Consider the following 20,961-nt stretch of genomic DNA (forward strand, 5'->3'; position numbering starts at 1 on the left):
ACAGAGGTGGATTCCTCCACAGAAGAACGGGCCTCGCTGGTTCATGACCCCGAAAGCATGGCAGGCTCTGTGCATTGCGAGCCTGAAGTCGAGGAGAGTGAATCCTTGCGGTCCGACGCCAACATCGCGGGACCGATGACCGACCCGGTCCCCGGTCCCCGATCCGAATCGGTGGGGGAGGATGTTTCACGTGAAACACCGCCCCCGATGGACGACACACCCATCGGTCGTGCTGCCCAGCTGGCGGTAGAAGCTCTGGGCCGCGCAGGCGAGGGCCTGCCCCGGCCTGAGCAGACACGCGTCATGGTGGTGGCCAACCAGAAGGGCGGCGTCGGGAAGACCACGACGACGGTCAACCTGGCTGCTTCGCTCGCACTGCACGGCGCGCGCGTGCTGGTGGTCGACCTCGACCCGCAGGGCAACGCTTCCACGGCGCTGGGGATCGACCACCACGCCGAGGTCCCCTCGATCTACGACGTCCTGGTGGACAGCCGGCCGCTCTCCGAAGTGGTCCAGCCGGTGCCGGACGTCGAAGGGCTCTTCTGTGCCCCGGCCACCATCGATCTGGCCGGTGCGGAGATCGAGCTGGTGTCGCTGGTCGCCCGGGAGAGCCGCCTGCAGCGGGCTATCCAGGCGTACGAGCAGCCGCTGGACTACATCCTCATCGACTGCCCGCCTTCGCTGGGCCTGCTGACCGTCAACGCCATGGTCGCCGGCGTGGAGGTGCTGATCCCCATCCAGTGCGAGTACTACGCGCTCGAAGGACTGGGTCAGCTCCTGCGGAACGTCGATCTGGTGCGGGGACACCTCAACCCTGACCTGCATGTGTCGACGATCCTGCTGACGATGTACGACGGCAGGACCCGGCTCGCCTCTCAGGTGGCCGACGAAGTGCGCACCCACTTCGGCAAGGAGGTGCTCAGGACGAGCATCCCGCGGTCCGTTCGAATCTCGGAAGCGCCGAGCTACGGGCAGACCGTGCTCACTTACGACCCGGGATCCAGTGGATCGCTTTCGTACCTGGAAGCGGCCCGTGAGATCGCGCTGCGGGGTGTCGGGGTGCACTACGACCCGCAGCATGCCCACGTGGGCAGCCAGAACAGCCAGCAGATGTCGGAGGGGATCCAGTGAGTGAGCGACGTAGAGGGCTGGGGCGTGGGCTCGGTGCGCTGATCCCCGCCGCTGCGCAGGAGAAGCCGAGCCCGCCCGTGGGGTCGGCCTCGACGTCTCCCGGTGCCGTGCCGGTGCTGACGGCCGAGCGTGGAGTAGCGGCCGCGAAGGTGACCTCGTTGCCTCCGAGCGCCGTTTCACGTGAAACGGAAGCTCCCGCGCCTGCCGGTCAGCCGGGGTCGGCCGGGCCCGGTGAGGTGGCCGGGGTTCACTTCGCCGAGCTGCCGCTGGACTCCATCAAGCCCAATTCGCGCCAGCCGCGTGAAGTGTTCGACGAGGACGCGCTCGCGGAGCTGGTCACCTCCATCAAGGAGGTCGGGCTCCTTCAGCCGGTCGTCGTCCGCCAGCTGGGCCCTGAGCGCTATGAGCTCATCATGGGCGAGCGCCGGTGGCGTGCCTGCCGGGAAGCCGGCCTGGAGCGGATCCCGGCGATCGTGCGGGCCACGGAGGACGAGAAGCTTCTCCTGGACGCGCTGCTGGAGAACCTCCACCGGGCGCAGCTGAACCCGCTCGAAGAGGCCGCGGCGTACGACCAGCTGCTGAAGGACTTCAACTGCACGCACGACCAGTTGGCGGACCGGATCGGGCGCTCGCGCCCGCAGGTCTCCAACACGCTGCGTCTGCTGAGGCTGTCGCCTTCGGTACAGCGCAGGGTCGCGGCGGGTGTGCTGTCCGCCGGGCACGCGAGGGCGCTGCTCGGGGTGGAGGACTCGGAGGAGCAGGACAGCCTGGCGCATCGCATTGTGGCCGAGGGGCTGTCGGTGCGTGCGGTCGAGGAGATCGTGACGCTGATGGGTTCGCGTCCGCAGAGCACTCCCAGGGCCAAGGGCCCGCGTGCGGGCGCCCGGGTGTCGCCCGCGCTGTCGAGTCTGGCGTCCAGGCTCTCCGACCGGTTCGAGACCCGGGTGAAGGTCGACCTGGGGCAGAAGAAGGGCAAGATCGTCGTCGAGTTCGCTTCGATGGATGATCTGGAGCGGATCCTCGGGACGCTCGCCCCCGGCGAGGGGCGTGTTCTGGAGAAGGGGCTCACGGAGGAGGACGCCGAGGACGGCGAGAGCTGACCTCCGGCAGGTGTTGTTGCAGGGCGGGTCGTGTCCGGAACAGTCTGGAACACGACCCGCCCTTTGCTCTCTCTCGGTATCGGTCCGATGGCGGGGTGGATACGATGCGTTCTGGTATGGCGCATCCACCTTGGTTCACTTTGAGAGGGAGGGCGGGGGCCATGCGATCGGTGAGTCGCAGCCAACTGGTCACAGCGGGGCTCGGCGTCGGAGCGCTCGGCGGGTTCGTCGGCAGTCTGCTCCGGGAACGGGGCGCGCTGGCGGCCGCCCGTGACGCGGCAGGGGAAGGAAGCGAGGAACATCCTTCATGGGACGTCGGCTCGTACCGCTCACGCTGGACAATCTTCCGGACCTCCCCAAGCGCTGCCGGTCCTGTGTCTTCTGGGAGCTTGATCCGGTCAGTGGAGAAGCAGCGGTAAAGGCGGGAACTCCGGAGCTGGAGAAGGAAGCCTGGATCTCGGCCGTCCTGCTGGAGTGGGGGTCGTGCGGGCGGGTGGTCTACGTCGACGAGGCTCCGGTGGGGTTCGTGCTGTACGCGCCACCGGCCTATGTGCCGCGGTCGACGGCTTTCCCGACCAGTCCGGTGTCGCCGGACGCGGTGCAGTTGATGACGGCCTGGATCAGGCCCAGCCATCAGGGGCAGGGCCTGGGGCGTGTGCTGGTGCAGACCGTGGCCAAGGACCTGCTCCGGCGGGGTTTCAAGGCCATCGAGGCTTTCGGTAATGCCCGCTGGACAGAGCCGGCCTGTCTGCTGCCGGCCGATCATCTGCTGGCGGTGGGCTTCAAGACCGTTCGGCCGCATCCGCTGCATCCCCGGTTGAGGCTGGAGCTGCGTACGACGCTTTCCTGGAAGGAAGACGTCGAGCTGGCTCTCGACCGGTTGCTGGGGGCGGTCCAGAAGGAGCCGGTGCTCCGTCCCTTGTGAGGAACTGGAAACGCGTGTGGGCTCATCCCTTGGAGGGATGAGCCCACACGCGTTTCACGTGAAACGAGACGCGGCTGTCAGGCCTTGGTGGCCTCTTCGCCGATGAAGTCGCCCAGGTCGCGCAGGAGCGCGGCCTTCGGCTTGGCGCCGACGATCGTCTTGGCGACCTCGCCGTTCTGGTAGACGTTCAGCGTCGGGATGGACATGACGCCGTACTTGGCTGCGGTGGCCGGGTTCTCGTCGATGTTGAGCTTGACGATCTCGATCTCGTCGCCGTGCTCCGCCGCGATCGCCTCGAGGGACGGGGCGATCTGGCGGCACGGGCCGCACCAGGCGGCCCAGAAGTCCACGAGCACAGGCTTGTCGTTCTTGAGAACGTCCTGCTCAAAAGATGCGTCGGTCACGTTCTTCAAGGTGCCGGCCACGGCAGCCTCCTTAACTTCGGGTGGGGTGTGGGGTGTGGGGTGGGGCGGGTGGGGAGGGGCGTCAGGCCGCAGGGGTCTTCTCGGGCTCGGCGACCTTGTCGGTGTCGGCCAGAGCGGCGAGGAAGCGCTCGGCGTCGAGTGCGGCCGAGCAGCCGGTGCCGGCCGCCGTGATGGCCTGCCGGTAGGTGTGGTCGACGACGTCACCGGCGGCGAAGACACCAGTGAGGTTCGTGCGGGTCGACGGGGCGGCGACCTTCACGTAGCCCTCGTCATCCAGTTCCAGCTGGCCCTTGAACAGCTCGGTGCGCGGGTCGTGGCCCACGGCGATGAACAGCCCGGTGACGGCAAGCGGAGTGATCTCGCCGCTCTTGGTGTCCCGCAGCGTGAGGCCCGCGAGCTTCTGGTCGCCCTCGAGCTCCGCGACCGCGCTGTTCCACGCGAACTTGATCTTCGGGTCCGCGAAGGCGCGCTCCTGCATGGCCTTGGAGGCGCGCAGGGTGTCACGGCGGTGGACGATGGTGACCGACTTGGCGAACCGGGAGAGGAAAGTCGCTTCCTCCATCGCGGTGTCGCCGCCGCCGACCACGGCGATGTCCTGGTCCTTGAAGAAGAACCCGTCGCAGGTGGCGCACCAGGAGACGCCGCGTCCGGAGAGCGCGTCCTCCTTGGGCAGGCCGAGCTTGCGGTGCTGCGAGCCCGTCGAGACGATGACCGCCTTGGCGCGGTGGACCGTGCCGGAGGTGTCGGTGACGGTCTTGAGGTCGCCGTTGAGGTCGACGGACACGATGTCGTCCGGAACGAGCTCGGCGCCGAAGCGCTCGGCCTGGGCGCGCATGTTGTCCATCAGGTCGGGGCCCATGATGCCGTCGCGGAAGCCGGGGAAGTTCTCCACGTCGGTGGTGTTCATCAGAGCACCGCCTGCGGTCACCGCGCCCTCGAACACCAGCGGCTTCAACGACGCACGCGCGGTGTACAGCGCGGCGGTGTAGCCGGCGGGCCCGGAGCCGATGATGATCACGTTTCGGACGTCGCTCACGGGTTGTTTCCTCGTCTCTGCGGACTGCCTGCTGCCTACGGGGGGCCTGTCTAGGACTCTCACCCCACCCAACGGATCCTACGGGGCTTGCATTCCCGAGGTGTCCGGCCCCATTCGGGCTTCAGGTCAACGGCGGGGGTAGGCCTGTGTCAGCAGAATCTCACCCTTGGCGGGCGCAGCGGCTCTGTCACACGCGGCGTCGACGACGTACGCCTGCACGCGGGTGACGTCGGTGGTGTGCGGGAGGACGAGGAGGAACGCTCGCTTGCCGTCGTACGTGCCCTCTTCCGCGGCGAGCGGCACGGTGGTCCGGCCGGTGCCTTCCTGGACGCAGGGAGGCACCGGTACGTCGGTTCCGCGCAGGGGCGTGTGGGACTCGATGCCCATGGACGGGGCGTTCTCGGTCGTCTCGCCCCTGGACTTCGGCTGCTGGGCGACGAGGCCCAGCACCCGGTCCTCCAGTGCGGCGGCGGAGAACGTGGGCCCTGCCTTCTTCGCGGCGCTGATGCCCCGGTCGGCGGAGGCGTCCTTGTTGTCCGCGCTCTCGAGCGGCTGCATCAGGAGTACGCCGAGGCCGAGCGCGGCCGTGGTGAACACGGCGCCGATGAAGGCGCCACGGCGCCGGCGCTTCGACCTGCTGCGGCCAGGCCCGGTGGTGGCCCTGGGGTGCCCGGCCGGACGGTCGGCGGCGCTGGGCTCGGCGAGGTGCGCAGCGGCCGTTGTTTCACGTGAAACAGGCGCGGCCTCGTCGTCGGACGATGTGGAGTCCAGGAGGGCTTCTGCGGCCAGGGCCGCGTCGATGCGGCCCGCGACGTCGGCAGGCATCCGGTGCGGGCCCGGCAGGGTGCCGAGCAGTCCGCGGATCTCTTCCAGGGAGGTCTGTACGTCGGTGCACAGCGCGCACTCGTCCAGATGCCGGCGTACGGCCGCTGTGCGGTCGGGTGGGAGGAGGCCCTCGGCGAGGTCGGAGATCTCCGAGACGTCCGGGTGCTGAGCCGTGCCGGCCGTCGATGTCATGCGCGCCCACCTCCGCCCTTCACAGCAGCGGGATCACTTGGTCCCGCATCCGTTGGTCCTGCAGCCTTTGGTCCCGACGCCGGTGGGACGGATGCCCCGGGCGTCCGGTTCCTTCCCCTGTCGACGGCCTCGCTACCCCTGCTGTCGGTGCGCAGATGGGTGAGGAGTGGCAGCAGCCGGGCCCGGCCGCGTGCGCAGCGGCTTTTCACCGTCCCTGTCGGCACGTCGAGGACGCGGGCGGCTTCGGCCACCGGGTAGCCCAGCATGTCCACCAGGACCAGCGCGGCCCGCTGCTCGGGGGGCAGGGTGGCGAGCGCCGCGATCAGCTCCCTGTGGAGGTCCTGGCGCTCCGCGGGGGCCTCGGCGGACTCGTGGGGTTCCAGGAGCTGGTCCAGGCGCTCCGGGTCGTCGACCGGTGCGGTCTTGCGGGACGCCGCCTTGCGGGCCCGGTCGAGGCAGGCGTTGACGGTGATGCGGTGCAGCCAGGTGGTGACGGCGGACTGGCCGCGGAAGGTGTGCGCGGCCCGGTAGGCGGACACCAGGGCGTCCTGGACGGCGTCCGCGGCCTCCTCGCGGTCGCCCAGCGTGCGCAGGGCCACGGCCCACAGTCGGTCACGGTGGCGCCGTACGAGCTCACCGAACGCGTCGGGGTCGCCTGTGACGTGGGCGGCCAGAAGGTCCTGGTCGCTTGTGGCGCTGCGCGCGGCGTCGTCCAACGGTGAGCCCCCTCCCCCTGGTGTACCGGTCAGCCCGAGACCCTGATCTCCGAGATGCCGCCCCGGAACCGGTCGGGCGATCCGTCGGGCGGCAGAGACTCGATGTGGACCAGGATGTACCGGGTACGGACCGGCTTGTCGAGCGTGGCTTTCAGCTTGCCTTCCGCCACTTCGCTTTCCGTCATTGGCTGTGAGAAGTCGGAGAGGGTGGCCGGAGCCGAGGCATCCTCACCGGCGGCCAGCACTTCGACGGTCTGCCCGCTGCGGTACAGGTCGATGTCGAGGCCGGAGACGTCCTTGACGCTGCCGAGGTCGACGATGATCCCGCTGCCGTCCTTGCGCTGCGGAAGATTGCCGAAGTTGGCGAAATCGTGGTACTCCCCGGTGACCCAGGCCGTGCTGGTCTCACCGTCGATGCTGTTCGGAACGCTCTCCGGAGCTATTCCGTCGCCCTCCGGGGCGAACACCGTGGCGTTGGAGATGGCGATCGGCTTGGGTTCCGGCTTCTTGGGCGCCTCGTCGTCGCTCGGCTGGGAGGACTTCGTGTCGCCGGAGTCCGGCCCGCGGTCCAGGAGCGTGTCCGCGAGCTGCCAGCTGCCGAGGCCGAGGGCGGCAATGAGCAGCGCGGCCACGCCCCACTTGAGGACCTTCCCGGTGCGGCTCTGCAGGGGGCGGGGCGGTACGGGAGGGATGGTCTGCGTAGCGGCGGCGCCGGGGTGCGGGCCAGGCCGCCCGTAGGTGCCCTGCTGGTACGTGGTGCGCTGGTATTCCGGCAGCGCCGTGAACGTCGGCTCCGGGGGCCGGATGCGGGGCATAGCCGCGACGGCCTTGGCCAGCTCGTCGGGGGTCGTGCACGGTGGTTCCTGGCGCGAGGCGGTGGCGCCGTCGTTGACCAGGGCCCGCATGGCGACCTCCGACAGGCCCCGGTGGATGCCGGCCCGTACCTGGTCCGGGGGGATCAGCCCGACGCCCTTGGGCAGCCCGGAGAGGCCGTAGGCGTCCCGCTCGTACGGCCACCGCTGGGTCAGGGCGGCGTACAGCAGCGCGCCGATCGCCTCGGTGTCGGTGCGCTGCGGGCGGTCGGACGTGATGCCGCGCAGGGCGGCGTTCACGGCCAGACCGCGGATCCGGTACTGACCCGAGGAGGTCCGCAGGATGGCGCCGGGGGTGAGCCTGAGGTGGGCGAGGCCCTCGCGGTGTGCGGCGGCCATGGCCTGGGAGATCTGGCTGACGAGCTGGTACGCCTCGTGGGCGTCGAGCGGTCCGGCGGCGAGCATGGCCGTCAGCTCGGTGGCGTCGGGGAGCCATTCGTGGACGACGTAGACGAGTTCGTTCTCCTCCACGGCGTCCAGGACCTGTACGAACCTGGGGTCTCCGAGGAGCGCGGAGGAGCGGGCCGCGGCGAGCACGGACCTGGCCCGCGGGTGGTCCGCGGGCAGCAGGTGCACGCCCACGGCACGGCGCAGTTTCTCGTCGACCGCCCGCCAACTGCTGAAACCGTCCAGACGGGTGACGCATTCTTCGAGCCGGTAGCGTCTGGCGAGTTTGTGCCCGCTGTGCAGCTCGGGTGGGGCCATGGGGGGTTCGGCGCCCGGACGCTCGCCGTCCGCGTCGCTCTTGCTCTTGTCCGCTGACTCCTGGGCTGGTGCCACCCCGTCGGCCGTGGCTTTGTCCGCCTTGGCGGCCAGCGGTTCGTCACCGCTGTTGTCTGCCACGTCGACGGCAGCCGTGCTACGTTCCGCCACCGTCGTTCCTGCCTCCCCATCCGTTGCGCGCTGTTGAACAGCCATGCCAATTGTGCCCACAGTCCGGCGCTATGCACGACACGCGGCGGCCGGTGATGGTTGTGCGGGGCCGCCGGGCCGCTCAGCGTCCGAGGCGTCCGCGCACCATGCCGACCATGGCGTTGAGTTCCACGATCCGCATCCTCTTCGCGGCGAGGAAGAAGACTCCCAGCAGCACGATGCCTCCCGCGACCAGTGCCGTGAGCGACCCGAGTGCTCCGCTGCCCAGGACCCGCATGATGCCGAACGCCGCGGCGCCGCCGAGGATCGCCGCCGGCAGGGAGGCGCCGGAGAGCCTGGCGTAGGTGCGCAGGACGTGCGTGCCGTCCAGGTCGCCGCCCAGCCGGTTGCGCAGCCGCCGCCAGGCCACGCCGACGCCGATGGCGTACGCCAGGCCGTAGGAGGCCGCCATGCCGACCACGGCCCACTGGGCGGGCAGGACGACGTAACAGACGGCCGAGGCGGCGGCGTTGACGGAGGCGACGATGACGGTGTTGTAGAACGGCGTGCGGGTGTCCTCGTACGCGTAGAAGCCACGCAGGACGACGTACTGCACGGAGTACGGGATGAGCCCGAGGCCGAAGGCCATCAGGATGAACCCCATGGCCTGCGCGCCCTCGTGGCCGGTGGACGCGAACAGCAGCGTGCACATGGGGACGCCGAGCGCCAGGAACGCGAACGCGACCGGGACGATCGCGACGGCCGAGTTGCGCAGGCCCTGCGAGATGTCGTCGCGTACGGCGCCCGGGTCGTTGTCGTGCGCGGCCCGCGAGATGCGGGGCAGCAGGGCGGCCATGACGGAGACCGTGATGATGGCCTGCGGCATGCCCCAGATCAGCTGGGCGTTGGAGTAGGCGAGGAAGCCCGCGCCGTCCTTGCCGGACGCCTTGCCGGCCGCGGTGGCGAGCTGGGTGACGACCAGGACGCCGGCCTGGTTGGCGAGGACGAACAGGACGGTCCACTTGGCGAGCTTGACGGTCTTGCCGAGCCCGTGGCCCTTCCAGTCGAAACGCGGGCGGAAGCGGAACCCGGTCTCGCGCAGGTACGGGATCATCGCCAGCGCCTGGACGGTGAGACCGAGCAGGGTGCCGATACCGAGGAGCCTGATGCCCTCGTCCGGGATGGTCTGCACGCCCATCTGCGAGTCGGCGGAGGTGCCGTACACCCAGATGAACAGGCCGAACGTGGCGATCATGACGATGTTGTTGAGGACCGGGGTCCACATCATCGCGCCGAACTTGCCGCGGGCGTTGAGGATCTGCCCCATGACGACGTGCACACCCATGAAGAAGATCGTGGGCAGGCAGTACCGGGCGAACGTGACGGCCACGCTGTTGGCCGCCGCGTTGTCGGCGATCGACACCGACATCAGGCGGATCAGCAGGGGAGCCGCGAACACCGCGAGGGCCACGATGATGCCGAGCGCCACCATGACGAGCGTCAGCAGACGGTTGGCGAAGGCCTCGCCGCCGTCCTCGTCGTTCTTCATCGCCCGCACCAGCTGGGGCACGAACACCGAGTTCAGACCGCCGCCGACGGTGAGGATGTAGATCATCGTCGGCAGGGTGTACGCCACGGTGAAGGTGTCACCGAGGAGTGCGGCGCCCAGCGCCGCGGTGATCACGAGGCTGCGTACGAAACCGGTGAGGCGCGAGACGAGAGTGCCCGCTGCCATCAGCGCGCTCGACTTCAGCACACTGGCGGCGCGCCCGGCGGGCTTCTTGGGCGGCGCGGGAGCCGGGGCAGGCTCCGGTACGGCGGTGGGAGCGGGCTGCCCGGGGGCCTGCTGGTCGCGGTAGAGGTGGGCGAACGCGTCCGGCTGCTCGGGGATCTCCTCGCCCGCCCTGGTGACCAGGTCGTCGACCCCCACGAACTCGGTGGTCGCCGGGTCGTCCCCGTACGGCAGGAGACGCGACGGGCCGTCCGGCTCGGGCGGCGGTGTCTGCGCCCACACGTGCGGGTCCGGCGCGTACTGCGAAGCCGCGGGCTGCTGGTACAGCGGCTGCGGCTCCTGGTAGGTGCCGGGCGGCGGCGGAGGGTGCGAGGCGCGGTCGTAGAGCGCCTCCGTCACCGGATCCTGCGCGGAGGGGTCCTGGGAGCGGTACGGGTCGTGGCTGTAGGCGTCCTGGACGTAGGGGTCCGGGGCGGCGTAGGGGTCCGGTACGGACTCGGGCTGCTGCGGCGACGGCACATGGCCCGCTGCCGGGGGCTCCGGGGGCACGCCCCGCAAGGGCGCGGTGTCACTCGCGCCCTGTCCACGGTCACCGTCGTACGGCGCGTTCACTGGTGCTCCCCTCGAGCTTCCTTTTCCGGCGAGCTGTGCCCCGCTGGGTGTACGGCCGGGGATCCGGGGACTCTGCCCCGGGAATGCGCTGCATTGCAACCCCACCTCATCGTCCCCGGCCGACCGGCCACGGCGTAGCTCAACGGTCCACTTTCTCACCCGTGCCCGACGGGTTGCCGCTTTCGGGACCGGTGTCCGGTGTCGGGTCACTCGGCTGCTCGGAGTCGTCACCCTCGTCGCCGGTCCCGCCGTCGTCCCCGGCGGCGGCCTCGCGGGCCGCCGCGCGCTTGCGCTGGGTGTACATCCTCACCCCGGCCAGCACGAGCAGCAGCACACCGCCGGCGAGGACGAGCATCACGGTCGGCGTGAATTCGTTCACGTCGACCGTGAACTCCATCGGGCGGCCGTACGGCGTGCCGTCCTCGGTGTAGAGCTGCGCGATCACCGGGACCGGGCCGTTGGCGTTGGCCGTGGCGGTGAACTTCACCGACTGGCTGTGGCCGCCGGCGACCTTCACCGGGTGATGGGCGACGCGCTGGTCCCCGTCCAGCTTGAGACGGGTCGGCTTGGTCGACGTCAGCCGCAGTTCCAGGTGCTCGATGCCCTGCACCAGCTGGTTCTGGACGGTCACCGGCACTGTCGCGCTGCGCCCGGAGAGGGTGGCGTCGGACTTCTGGATCAGCTGCACCTCGTCCTTGAGGTTCACCAGGTAGCTCTGCACCCCGTCGCGGTACTCCGCGGCCTTGCGCGGGCTGCCGCGCCAGGACGTCGACATCGCGCGGTTGATGGCGTTGCCGAAGGGGGTGATCACCCGGTCGGGGGAGGTGAGGATCACCTTGAAGTTGTCCAGCTGGTCCTGCGTGGCCTTGATGTCCTGGAACGCCTTGGCCGGCAGCTCCCGCGCTGCGAGAGGCCGGGGGTACGAGGCGGCGTTCGGCACGACGGTCGTGGCCCGGGCGTCGGGCTTGGCCTTCGCCGCGGCCACCAGGTCCAGCGGCTGCGACCAGCGCTGCGCGTCGAGGCTGTGCAGGGCGCTCGCCATCGACTGGGCCTGGCTCGCGGACGGCAGGCGTTGCGGGGCGACCACCACGCTGCGCTGCTTCTCCTCGTCCTGGAGGGTCACCGCCAGCGTCTGGGCGAGGAACTTCTGCACCGCGAGGGTGGAGTCCCCTGCCTTCGCCATGTCGCCCTCGAAGGCGGTGGACAGCCGGGCGTCGGCGACCACCGCGGTGGTGCCGTCACCGATCGGCCGGGCGGCGGTGGGCGTGTACGGCAGGCCGCCCGTCTCGCCGAGGCTGTCGCTGCGGGCGATCACGTTGTTCGCGCCGGCCGAGGTGGCGACGTCGACGACCGACGGGTCGACGGCGCCGTCCACCGGCCAGGAGAAGTCGGTGGAGGGCTCCGTCTGGAGGATCGACTGCACGGCGACCGCCGCGATGTCGGTCGCCCGCTTCAGGTGACTGAGCGAACCGGGGACGTCCTTGCCGCGGTGGGCCAGAGAGGCCAGGTCGGGGTCGGCGAACGGCAGCGCGACGACCTTCCGGCCCTCCACCGCCTTCCCGAGATCGCTCAGCCACTTGTTGGCCACGTCCTGGTACCTGCCCGCGACGGTCGATTCGCCGTCCTCGGACTTGACCTGATAGCTCTGCGTCATCGCGTTCACGGTGGCCAGCAGATCCGGGTCGACGACCCACGTCACCGGCAACTCGTTGCCGAGTGAGACCAGCTGGTTCAGCCGGCCGCCCGGGGCGAGCTCCGCGCCGAGGTCGTCGCTCTCGAAGACCGGGGTCTGCTGCTCGTCGGAGCCCGTCTCCGCCGTGAGGTGCGTCGAGGAGATCAGCGGCCAGAGATACGTCAGCTGGGTCTTCTTCTCCGTGGCGTCGGGCTGCCACGGCAGGAAGGTCTTCTGGACGCCGAGGGTCTGCTCGTACGGGCGGCTCTGCGTCTGCCCCGACAGGGACACACCGAGCTGGTACACGCCCTGGTCGTCGAGCTTCAGCTTGTCGACGGGCACCGTGATGGTGAAGTCCTCACTGATGCCGGACGGGAGGCGGGCGAACTTCTTCGTGAACTTGCCGCCGAGCTCCGCCGGACCGCCGTCCGCGACCTCACCGCGCTCGGCCGCGGCGTCGATCGCCGTCCGGGTGGACAGCCGCGGGCCCACGCTGAGGCCGACGTGCGCGTCGGTGACGGCTTCCTTGCCCCGGTTGGTGACGGTGCCGGAGACGGTGACCTTGTCACCCTCCACCGGGGCGCCGGGCGTCAGTGAGTCGAGGGACACATCGACCGTGCGGGAGCCGGTGGCGTCGTCGGCGGCCTGCGCGGGCGCGGCCGCCGGGAGGCAGACCAGGCCCGCCGCCAGGGGTGCGGTCGCGAGCAGCCCCGCCGTGCGCCGCAGCCACCGGCGGGCAGGTGAGGGAACCATCCCCTGAAAGTCTGCCGCCTCGGCCACGCCCACGCCCGTCCCTAGTCTTCGTTGTCTTCGTCTGATGCCGGTGTTGGTTGTCGGTTCTTGCGTCCACGCATGGTAACGAGGTGCGCTGTGGCGAAGTGCTGCCCACTGCTCCACATGATCGGAAGAGTCTTGTCGGGCGGCAATAAACGCGGAAGCTTCGGCCGGCCGGGGCACGTACCCTTTTCTGTTGTGCCGAACGCCAACGAAGACAATCCCAGTGCCCTGAGCCAGGTGCAGCGCCGCGCGGTCAGCGAACTGCTGCGGGTCTCCCCTGTCGCCGACGATCTCGCGCGCCGATTCCAGGAGGCGGGCTTCCGTCTCGCGCTCGTCGGCGGATCGGTCAGGGACGCGCTGCTCGGCCGCCTCGGCAACGACCTGGACTTCACGACCGACGCCCGGCCCGACGACGTACTGAAGATCGTCCGCCCCTGGGCGGACTCGGTGTGGGAGGTCGGGATCGCGTTCGGCACCGTGGGGTGCCAGAAGGCGGGCTACCAGATCGAGGTCACCACGTACCGCTCCGAGGCGTACGACAGGACCTCCCGCAAGCCCGAGGTGTCCTACGGGGACTCCATCGAGGAAGACCTGGTACGCCGCGACTTCACCGTGAATGCGATGGCCGTCGCCCTCCCGGAGAAGGAGTTCGTCGACCCGCACGGCGGCTTGGAGGACCTCGCGGCCCGGGTCCTGCGCACGCCCGGCACCCCCGAGGAGTCGTTCTCCGACGATCCGCTGCGGATGATGCGCGCGGCGCGCTTCGCCGCTCAGCTCGACTTCGAGGTGGCGCCCGAGGTCGTCGAGGCGATGACCGCCATGGCGAAGCGGATCGAGATCGTCTCGGCCGAGCGGGTGCGTGACGAGTTCAACAAGCTGATCCTCTCCGCCAACCCGCGCAAGGGCCTGCGGCTCCTTGTCGACAGCGGCATCGCGAGTCACGTACTCCCCGAGCTGCCCGCACTGCGCCTGGAAAGTGATGAGCATCACAAGCACAAGGACGTCTACGAGCACTCGCTGACGGTCCTGGAGCAGGCCATCGACCTGGAAGAGGGCGGACCGGACCTCGTGCTGAGGCTCGCGGCACTGCTGCACGACATCGGGAAGCCGAGGACTCGGCGCTTCGAGACGGACGGCCGGGTCTCCTTCCACCACCACGAGGTGGTCGGCGCGAAGATGACGAAGAAGCGCATGACCGCCCTCAAGTACTCGAACGACATGATCAAGGACGTCTCGCTGCTGGTGGAGCTGCACCTGCGCTTCCACGGCTACGGGACGGGCGAGTGGACCGACTCCGCGGTGCGGCGGTACGTGCGCGACGCGGGCCCGCAGCTGGAGCGCCTGCACAAGCTGACCCGCTCGGACTGCACCACACGCAACAAGCGCAAGGCCGGCGCGCTCTCGCGGGCGTACGACGGGCTTGAGGAGCGCATCGCGCAGCTCAAGGAGCAGGAGGAGCTGGACTCCATCCGGCCAGACCTGGACGGGAACCAGATCATGGAGATCCTGGGCGTCGGTCCCGGCCCCGAGATCGGCAAGGCGTACAAGTTCCTGCTGGAACTGCGCCTGGAGAACGGGCCGATGGAGCACGACGCGGCGGTCGCGGCACTCAAGGACTGGTGGGCCTCGCAGAGCGAGGGCTGAGGTCATGGTCCTGAGGTCATGTTTCACGTGAAACATGCCGGCGGGCGACACGGGAGGGGCGGTGTTTCACGTGAAACACCGCCCCTCCCGCATGTGCCGTGAGGCGGCGCCCGTCATAGGGTGCGCTCGGCGCCCCGGTTCCAGCTGAGCAGTATCGCGGTGACCACCGCGTAGAGGACGGCGATCGTGACCACCAGCGGAGCCGAGCGGCCGTCGGCGGGGAGCATCAGCGCCGCCGCCCCCGCAGCACCCACGAAGGCGACGTTGAACAGCACGTCGTAGATCGAGAAGATCCGCCCCCGATAGGCGTCGTCGACCGACGACTGCACCACCGTGTCCGTGGTGATCTTGGCGCCCTGGGTTGTCAGGCCGAGCACGAAGGCGGCGATCATCATCGGCGCGGGCGCGAAGGGCAGCCCGAGGGCGGGGGTGAGTACGGCCGCAGACCCCGCGCACGCGATCATCCACCCGTACGGACCCAGTCGCCCCACCGCCCACGGCGTGAGTACCGCTGCCGCGAAGAACCCGGCCCCCGAGAACCCGGCGGCGATCCCGAGCAGCGCGAGCCCCTCGGACCCCGCACCCTGCTCGTCGGACCAGGCGTACCGGGCCAGCATCAGCACCATGACCGTCAGGGCGCCGTAACAAAAGCGCATCAGCGTCATCGCCGCCAGCGCGCGCGCCGCGAACCGGCGCCGCGACAGATGCCGCATGCCGTCGGCCAGGCCCCGTGCGGTGGAGGCGAGCGCGGCCCCGAGGCGCGGCTGCACCTGTTCGGGATCGGGGCCGAGCAGCTCGCGGCCCATCCGCAGCGACGACAGGGCGGCGCACAGATAGAGGAGCGCCCCCAGCAGCACCACCACGGCGTCGGAGTCCGACGCCACCAGCCGTACGGCGAAGGCGAGGCCACCGCCCGCGGTGGCGGCGAGCGTACCCGCCGTCGGAGACAGCGAGTTGGCCATGACGAGCCGCTCCGCGTCGACGACGCGCGGCAGCGCGGCCGAGAGCCCGGACAGCACGAACCGGTTCACAGCGGTGACGGACAGCGCCGAGGCGTAGAAGAGCCAATCGGGCACCGAGGCGAGGATCAGCAGCGCCGTCCCGCAGGCGAGCACCGCCCGCAGCAGATTCCCGTACAGGAACACCTGCCGGCGCTGCCACCGGTCGAGCAGCACACCAGCGAAAGGGCCCACCACCGAATAGGGGAGCAGCAGCACGGCCATCGCCGACGCGATCGCGGCGGGCGAGGTCTGTTTCTCGGGGGAGAAGACGACGTACGCGGCGAGCGCGACCTGGTACACGCCGTCCGCGCACTGTGAGAGCAGCCGGACCGTCAGCAGGCGGCGGAAGTCGGTCAGGCGCAGAAGTACGCGCAGATCACGTACGGCAGGCATGCGAGCAAGGGTCACACACGTCGAGGGTCCCCGGGCGGATTGCCCGGGGACCCTCGACGATCGGCCCGCTGTGAAGCTTCAGGCCCGGCAGGCGGAGCTCTAGCGCTCGACCTCGCCCTTGATGAACGCCTCGACGGCGCGGTGGGCCTCGTCGTCGAAGTACTGCACCGGCGGGGACTTCATGAAGTAAGAGGACGCGGAGAGGATCGGGCCACCGATGCCGCGGTCCTTGGCGATCTTCGCGGCGCGCACGGCGTCGATGATGACACCCGCCGAGTTCGGGGAGTCCCAGACCTCGAGCTTGTACTCCAGGTTCAGCGGGACGTCACCGAAGGCACGGCCCTCGAGGCGCACGTACGCCCACTTGCGGTCGTCGAGCCACGCCACGTAGTCCGACGGGCCGATGTGGACGTTGTCCGCACCGAGGTCGCGGTCGGGGATCTGCGAGGTGACGGCCTGCGTCTTCGAGATCTTCTTCGACTCCAGGCGCTCACGCTCGAGCATGTTCTTGAAGTCCATGTTGCCGCCGACGTTCAGCTGCATCGTGCGGTCCAGGACGACGCCCCGGTCCTCGAACAGCTTCGCCATGACGCGGTGCGTGATGGTCGCGCCGACCTGCGACTTGATGTCGTCGCCGACGATCGGGACACCGGCGTCGGTGAACTTGTCGGCCCACTCCTTGGTGCCGGCGATGAAGACCGGGAGGGCGTTGACGAAGGCGACCTTGGCGTCGATGGCGCACTGCGCGTAGAACTTCGCAGCGGCCTCGGAACCGACGGGCAGGTAGCAGACGAGGACGTCGGCCTGCGTGTCCTTGAGGACCTGGACGATGTCGACCGGCGCCTCGGCGGACTCCTCGATGGTCTGGCGGTAGTACTTGCCCAGACCATCGAGGGTGTGGCCGCGCTGGACGCTCACGCCGGTGTTCGGCACGTCGCAGATCTTGATGGTGTTGTTCTCGCTGGCGCCGATGGCGTCCGCGAGGTCGAGGCCGACCTTCTTAGCGTCGACGTCGAACGCGGCGACGAACTCGACGTCGCTCACGTGGTAGTCGCCGAACTGCACGTGCATCAGACCCGGCACCTTGCCCGCCGGGTCGGCGTCCTTGTAGTACTCGACGCCCTGCACCAGCGAGGCGGCGCAGTTGCCCACGCCGACGATGGCTACGCGAACCGAACCCATTGGCGGTTGCTCCCTGTGTTCTCGACGAGGCCTGCGGAAGTGCAGGGCCTCACTTGACGGTGTCGTCGGACGGATCCGGACCGGTGTCGTCCCGGTGCCGGGGCAGGCCGTCCGTCTCTCCAGATGTGATGTCGTCGCGAGCCGGACCACCGGGGTCGGATCGTCGCTGATCCCGCCCCGCCCGCTCGCTCTCGATGAGCTCGTTCAGCCAGCGCACTTCGCGCTCCACGGACTCCATGCCGTGCCGCTGCAGCTCAAGCGTGTAGTCGTCCAGGCGCTCACGGGTACGGGCCAGGGAGGCGCGCATCTTCTCCAGACGCTCCTCCAGCCGGCTCCTGCGGCCCTCGAGCACCCGCATCCGCACCTCGCGCTCCGTCTGTCCGAAGAAGGCGAAACGAGCAGCGAAGTGCTCGTCCTCCCACGTGTCGGGGCCGGTGTGGGAGAGCAGCTCCTCGAAGTGCTCCTTACCTTCGGCCGTCAGCCGGTAGACGATCTTCGCCCGGCGACCCGCGAGGGAAGCGGCGAGCGCGTCCTCGGGAGCGCTGCCGGGCTCTTCGATCAACCAGCCGTTTGCGACGAGCGTCTTGAGGCAGGGGTAGAGCGTCCCGTAACTGAAGGCACGGAAGACCCCCAGCGAGGTGTTGAGCCGCTTGCGCAGCTCGTAGCCGTGCATCGGGGACTCCCGCAGCAGGCCGAGCACGGCGAATTCGAGGATGCCTGAGCGTCTGCTCATCCTTCGCCTCCTCGGTCGCTGTGGGCCCTTATGCCGAGCTGATGTATCGACTCGATACATCCAGACGATAGAACGGGAGTGCCGATGGGACAAGGGGGGCCATCGTGAACGGCGTCACATCACCGATTCGGTGCACGCAACTTGCCTGATTTGGGGTGAACATCGGCACTGGGTGGGTTTTGGCGGTGCGTAGTCTGTGCGGCATGCAGACCACCGGGAACCAAGTGACGCCAGGAAGCGTCCTCGTCCTGGATGCACATGAGGCCGTACGGACGAGCCCGGCCCCGGGCTGGTCCGTACTTCGGGGGGACCGGAACTCACCTGCCGCTTCCAGGCGATCTCGCCTGCCCGAGGAGTAGTCGTTCGATGAGCGAGCACCGTCGCAAACCGTCGCAGCCGCAGGACGGAGGACGTGCCGCGGCCCGGCGAGCCGCCCAGCAGCCGACAGGCCGCCGCGCGGCCCCGCCGCGGGACACCCACAGCACCACCGAGATGCTCTCCAGTTCGTACGGAGAGGAACGCCCTGCCGGCGGCAGAGCGGAAGCCCGCCGCGCCGCCCAGCGGGGAGCGTCGGGCGGCTCGCGCCGACGCGGCGCCGAGCCGGCCGGGAGGGGTTCGGGCCGGGGGCGGGGAGCTCCGCCGGCGAACGACCGGTTCATCAACTACCCGCGGTCGGACCGGTATGGATGGCGCCGGTTCGTGCCGTCCTGGAAGCTGGTCGGCGGTACGTGCCTGGGCTTCTTCGCGCTCCTGGTCGCGGGCATGGGTGTCGCTGTCGCGTGGGTGGACGAGCCCGACCCTCAGAAGATGGCCGAGGCCCAGAACAACGTCTTCTACTGGAGCGACAACACGCAGCTCGCCGCGACCGGCGGCCAGCGCAATCGCCAGACGGTCACCATCGAGGAGATCCCGCAGGAGATGCAGGACGCGGTGATCGCGGCCGAGAACGAGTCGTTCGAGGACGACTGGGGTGTCGACCCCATGGGTATGGGCCGGGCCATCGTCAACATGGCCATGGGGCAGGAGACGCAGGGCGGCTCGACCATCACCCAGCAGTACGTGAAGAACCTGTACCTCGACCAGGACCAGACGATAAAGCGGAAGTTCACCGAGCTCATCATCTCGCTCAAGGTCGGCACGACGGTCGACAAGAGGGAGGTCATGGAGGGATACCTGAACACCGCGTACTTCGGTCGCGATGCGTACGGGATCCAGGCGGCGTCCCAGGCGTACTTCGACGAAAACAGCAAAGACCTGAACGCGTCCCAGAGCGCCTTCCTCGCGGCACTTCTCAAGGGGCCGAACCTCTACAACCCAGACGGCGGACTCGGCGACAACGCCTCCTCCGACGAGAACATGAAGCGTGCCAAAGCCCGCTGGTCATGGATTCTCGACCGCGAGGTCGAGGTCGGCCGGATGACGCAGGCTGAGGCGGACAAGTGCAAGAAGGCCGGGTTCCCCAAGCTCAAGGAATCCGAGCAGGCCACTGGCCTTGGTGGCCAAAAGGGCTACCTCGTCGAGACCGCCAAGAAGTACGTGCTGAAGCAGACCGAAATTTCGCCCGAGCAGCTCGCGCTCGGCGGCTATCGCATCTACACAACCTTCGACAAGCTCAAGGTCGCGGCGATGGAGAAGGCGGTCAACAAGACCAAGAAGGAGTTCCTCGACGCCAAGGCGCGCCCCGAGACGGACAAGTTCGTCCAGTTCGGATCCGCCTCGGTGGACGTGAACACCGGCGCGATCGTCGCTCTGTACGGCGGCGACGGCTGGGACAAGAAGCACTTCACCAACAACGCCGACACGTCTGGCGTCCCCGTCGGCTCGACCTGGAAGCCCTACGTCCTCGCGGCGGCGATGCAGCACGGCACGTACAAGACCGCGCCCACAGGGCTCTCGCCGCTGAGCAAGTACAACGCCAACGACCTGATAGTGATCAGGGACCAGAACGGCAATCCGATTCCGGGCAAGAACGGTCAGCCGTTCCGTCAGAAGAACGAGAGTGACAAAGCCTACGGGTACGTCACTCTCAGGGAAGCGATGGAGAAGTCCATCAACACCCCCTTCGTGCAGCTCGGTATGGACGTCGGTCACGAGCACGTCGCCCAGATGGCGAAGGACACCGGAATCCTCGAGCAGACGATGGACCAGAACAACGCGTCCTTCTACCTGGGCACGTCCACCCCGAGCGCCATCCGCATGGCCGACTCGTACGCGACCTTCGCCGCTTCTGGCAAGCACTACGAGCCGTACTCTGTGAAGAAGGTGCTCCACAAGGGACAGAGGGTGCCGGGCTTCGAGAAGCCGACGGCCAAGCGGGCGATGGACCCCGAGGTCGCGGACAACGTCACCGACGTCCTGAAGAACGTCATCGAGAGCGACGAGGGCACCGGCCAGAAGGCGCAGAAGCTGGGCCGTCCGGCCGCCGGCAAGACCGGTACCACCGACAAGAACAAGTCGGCCTGGTTCGTCGGGTACACCCCGCAGCTGTCGACCGCCGTGACCCTGTTCCGTACGGACCCCGAGTCCCGCAAGCTGCTCTCCATGAACGGCACCGGCGGCGTTCCGTCCATCCACGGTGGTGACATCCCCGCCGAGGTGTGGACGAACTACATGATCGACGCGCTCAAGGGCGAGGAGATCGAGGACTTCCCGACGGCCATCCCGATCGGCGAGAAGGCCGACGGAACCGGCGCCCCGTCCCCGACGCCCAGCGCGACGCCCAGCCAGACGCCGTCCTCGACACCGTCCGCCACACCTTCGCAGACCCCGTCGAAGACGCCCTCGCCGTCCGTGACCCCGAGCCAGACCAAGTCCTGCGACCCGTTCGACTGGGCGTGCGACGACAACGGTCAGAACGGCGGCAACGGCAACGCGGGCACGGACGTCGGCGGCACCGACACCGGTGGCACCGATACGGGAGGCACCGATACGGGAGGCACCACCGACGGCGGCACGACCACCGACGGCGGGACCACCGACGGCACCACCACCGAAGGCGAGACCGACGGCAAGCCCGGCAACGGCAACAGCAACGGCGGCCTCTTCGGAGGCGGCGGCTGACGCCACGCACCACCCCATCCCTGACGAGGGCCGTCGCACCCGGTGCGGCGGCCCTCGCCGCATCCACGGCCCCGCACGCAC

Annotated in this window: 15 protein-coding genes; 5 read left to right on the forward strand and 10 right to left on the reverse strand. The window is 69.2% G+C overall.

Annotation, left to right across the window (positions count from 1 at the left end; all coding sequences use genetic code 11):
* Positions 1-57 precede the first annotated feature (57 nt).
* The 3 genes from IE185_RS22630 (at position 58) to IE185_RS22640 (ending at position 3,156) form a co-directional block, all read left to right on the forward strand.
* Positions 58-1,131: an AAA family ATPase gene (locus tag IE185_RS22630; RefSeq protein WP_138895770.1), complete on the forward strand. Its 1,074-nt coding sequence runs from the start codon at positions 58-60 to the stop codon at positions 1,129-1,131.
* Positions 1,128-2,231, forward strand: coding sequence for a ParB/RepB/Spo0J family partition protein (locus IE185_RS22635; protein WP_138895760.1), 1,104 nt, complete (start codon positions 1,128-1,130; stop codon positions 2,229-2,231). The genes IE185_RS22630 and IE185_RS22635 overlap by 4 nt, the downstream gene beginning before the upstream one ends.
* 307 nt (positions 2,232-2,538) lie before the next feature.
* Positions 2,539-3,156, forward strand: coding sequence for a GNAT family N-acetyltransferase (locus IE185_RS22640; RefSeq protein WP_138895759.1), 618 nt, complete (start codon positions 2,539-2,541; stop codon positions 3,154-3,156).
* A gap of 77 nt (positions 3,157-3,233) precedes the next feature.
* On the opposite strand, the gene trxA is transcribed toward IE185_RS22640, so the two are convergent.
* The 7 genes from trxA to IE185_RS22675 form a co-directional block, all read right to left on the reverse strand.
* On the reverse strand, positions 3,234-3,581 hold the full coding sequence (gene trxA / locus IE185_RS22645) for a thioredoxin (protein WP_138895758.1): 348 nt from the start codon (positions 3,579-3,581) through the stop codon (positions 3,234-3,236).
* 61 nt (positions 3,582-3,642) lie between these two features.
* Complete coding sequence (trxB, locus tag IE185_RS22650; RefSeq protein ID WP_189715851.1) at positions 3,643-4,617, reverse strand: thioredoxin-disulfide reductase; 975 nt, start codon at positions 4,615-4,617, stop codon at positions 3,643-3,645.
* Between the two features lie 126 nt (positions 4,618-4,743).
* Positions 4,744-5,634: an RsmA family anti-sigma factor gene (locus tag IE185_RS22655; protein WP_138898922.1), complete on the reverse strand. Its 891-nt coding sequence runs from the start codon at positions 5,632-5,634 to the stop codon at positions 4,744-4,746.
* The gene (gene sigM, locus IE185_RS22660; RefSeq protein WP_138898921.1) at positions 5,631-6,350 is read right to left on the reverse strand and encodes an RNA polymerase sigma factor SigM; all 720 of its coding nucleotides are present in this window, start codon (positions 6,348-6,350) and stop codon (positions 5,631-5,633) included. The genes IE185_RS22655 and sigM overlap by 4 nt, the downstream gene beginning before the upstream one ends.
* Positions 6,351-6,379: 29 nt before the next feature.
* The gene (locus tag IE185_RS22665) at positions 6,380-8,095 is read right to left on the reverse strand and encodes a protein kinase family protein (protein WP_138906982.1); all 1,716 of its coding nucleotides are present in this window, start codon (positions 8,093-8,095) and stop codon (positions 6,380-6,382) included.
* A 121-nt stretch (positions 8,096-8,216) separates the two neighbouring features.
* Positions 8,217-10,418 (reverse strand): murein biosynthesis integral membrane protein MurJ, encoded by a 2,202-nt coding sequence (gene murJ / locus IE185_RS22670; protein ID WP_138896266.1) that lies wholly within the window; start codon positions 10,416-10,418, stop codon positions 8,217-8,219.
* A gap of 139 nt (positions 10,419-10,557) precedes the next feature.
* Entirely contained in the window at positions 10,558-12,870 is a 2,313-nt protein-coding gene (locus IE185_RS22675; protein ID WP_170198321.1) for a DUF6049 family protein, read from the reverse strand.
* 192 nt (positions 12,871-13,062) lie between these two features.
* Here IE185_RS22675 and IE185_RS22680 point away from each other — a divergent pair, with 192 nt between their 5' ends.
* On the forward strand, positions 13,063-14,511 hold the full coding sequence (locus tag IE185_RS22680; protein WP_138896265.1) for a CCA tRNA nucleotidyltransferase: 1,449 nt from the start codon (positions 13,063-13,065) through the stop codon (positions 14,509-14,511).
* A gap of 113 nt (positions 14,512-14,624) precedes the next feature.
* Here IE185_RS22680 and IE185_RS22685 read toward each other — a convergent pair whose 3' ends face one another.
* The 3 genes from IE185_RS22685 to IE185_RS22695 form a co-directional block, all read right to left on the reverse strand.
* Complete coding sequence (locus tag IE185_RS22685; RefSeq protein ID WP_138896264.1) at positions 14,625-15,905, reverse strand: MFS transporter; 1,281 nt, start codon at positions 15,903-15,905, stop codon at positions 14,625-14,627.
* A 99-nt stretch (positions 15,906-16,004) separates the two neighbouring features.
* On the reverse strand, positions 16,005-17,087 hold the full coding sequence (locus tag IE185_RS22690) for an inositol-3-phosphate synthase (RefSeq protein ID WP_138896263.1): 1,083 nt from the start codon (positions 17,085-17,087) through the stop codon (positions 16,005-16,007).
* Between the two features lie 49 nt (positions 17,088-17,136).
* Positions 17,137-17,820, reverse strand: coding sequence for a PadR family transcriptional regulator (locus tag IE185_RS22695; RefSeq protein WP_138896262.1), 684 nt, complete (start codon positions 17,818-17,820; stop codon positions 17,137-17,139).
* Positions 17,821-18,186: 366 nt separating this feature from the next.
* Here IE185_RS22695 and IE185_RS33730 point away from each other — a divergent pair, with 366 nt between their 5' ends.
* Complete coding sequence (locus IE185_RS33730) at positions 18,187-20,880, forward strand: transglycosylase domain-containing protein (protein WP_189715852.1); 2,694 nt, start codon at positions 18,187-18,189, stop codon at positions 20,878-20,880.
* The last annotated feature ends 81 nt before the right edge of the window (positions 20,881-20,961 follow it).

Origin of the sequence: Streptomyces chryseus (assembly GCF_014650755.1) — a bacterium.
Taxonomy (GTDB): Bacteria; Actinomycetota; Actinomycetes; order Streptomycetales; family Streptomycetaceae; genus Streptomyces; species Streptomyces chryseus.

What these genes read in the sequence shown, in the direction of transcription:
- IE185_RS22630 (WP_138895770.1), top strand. Translation starts at nt 58, where the DNA reads ATGGCAGGCTCTGTGCATTGCGAGCCTGAAGTCGAGGAGAGTGAATCC.
- IE185_RS22640 (WP_138895759.1), top strand. Translation starts at nt 2,539, where the DNA reads ATGGGACGTCGGCTCGTACCGCTCACGCTGGACAATCTTCCGGACCTC.
- IE185_RS22655 (WP_138898922.1), bottom strand. Translation starts at nt 5,634, where the DNA reads ATGACATCGACGGCCGGCACGGCTCAGCACCCGGACGTCTCGGAGATC.
- IE185_RS22685 (WP_138896264.1), bottom strand. Translation starts at nt 15,905, where the DNA reads ATGCCTGCCGTACGTGATCTGCGCGTACTTCTGCGCCTGACCGACTTC.
- IE185_RS22690 (WP_138896263.1), bottom strand. Translation starts at nt 17,087, where the DNA reads ATGGGTTCGGTTCGCGTAGCCATCGTCGGCGTGGGCAACTGCGCCGCC.
- IE185_RS22695 (WP_138896262.1), bottom strand. Translation starts at nt 17,820, where the DNA reads ATGAGCAGACGCTCAGGCATCCTCGAATTCGCCGTGCTCGGCCTGCTG.
- IE185_RS33730 (WP_189715852.1), top strand. Translation starts at nt 18,187, where the DNA reads ATGAGCGAGCACCGTCGCAAACCGTCGCAGCCGCAGGACGGAGGACGT.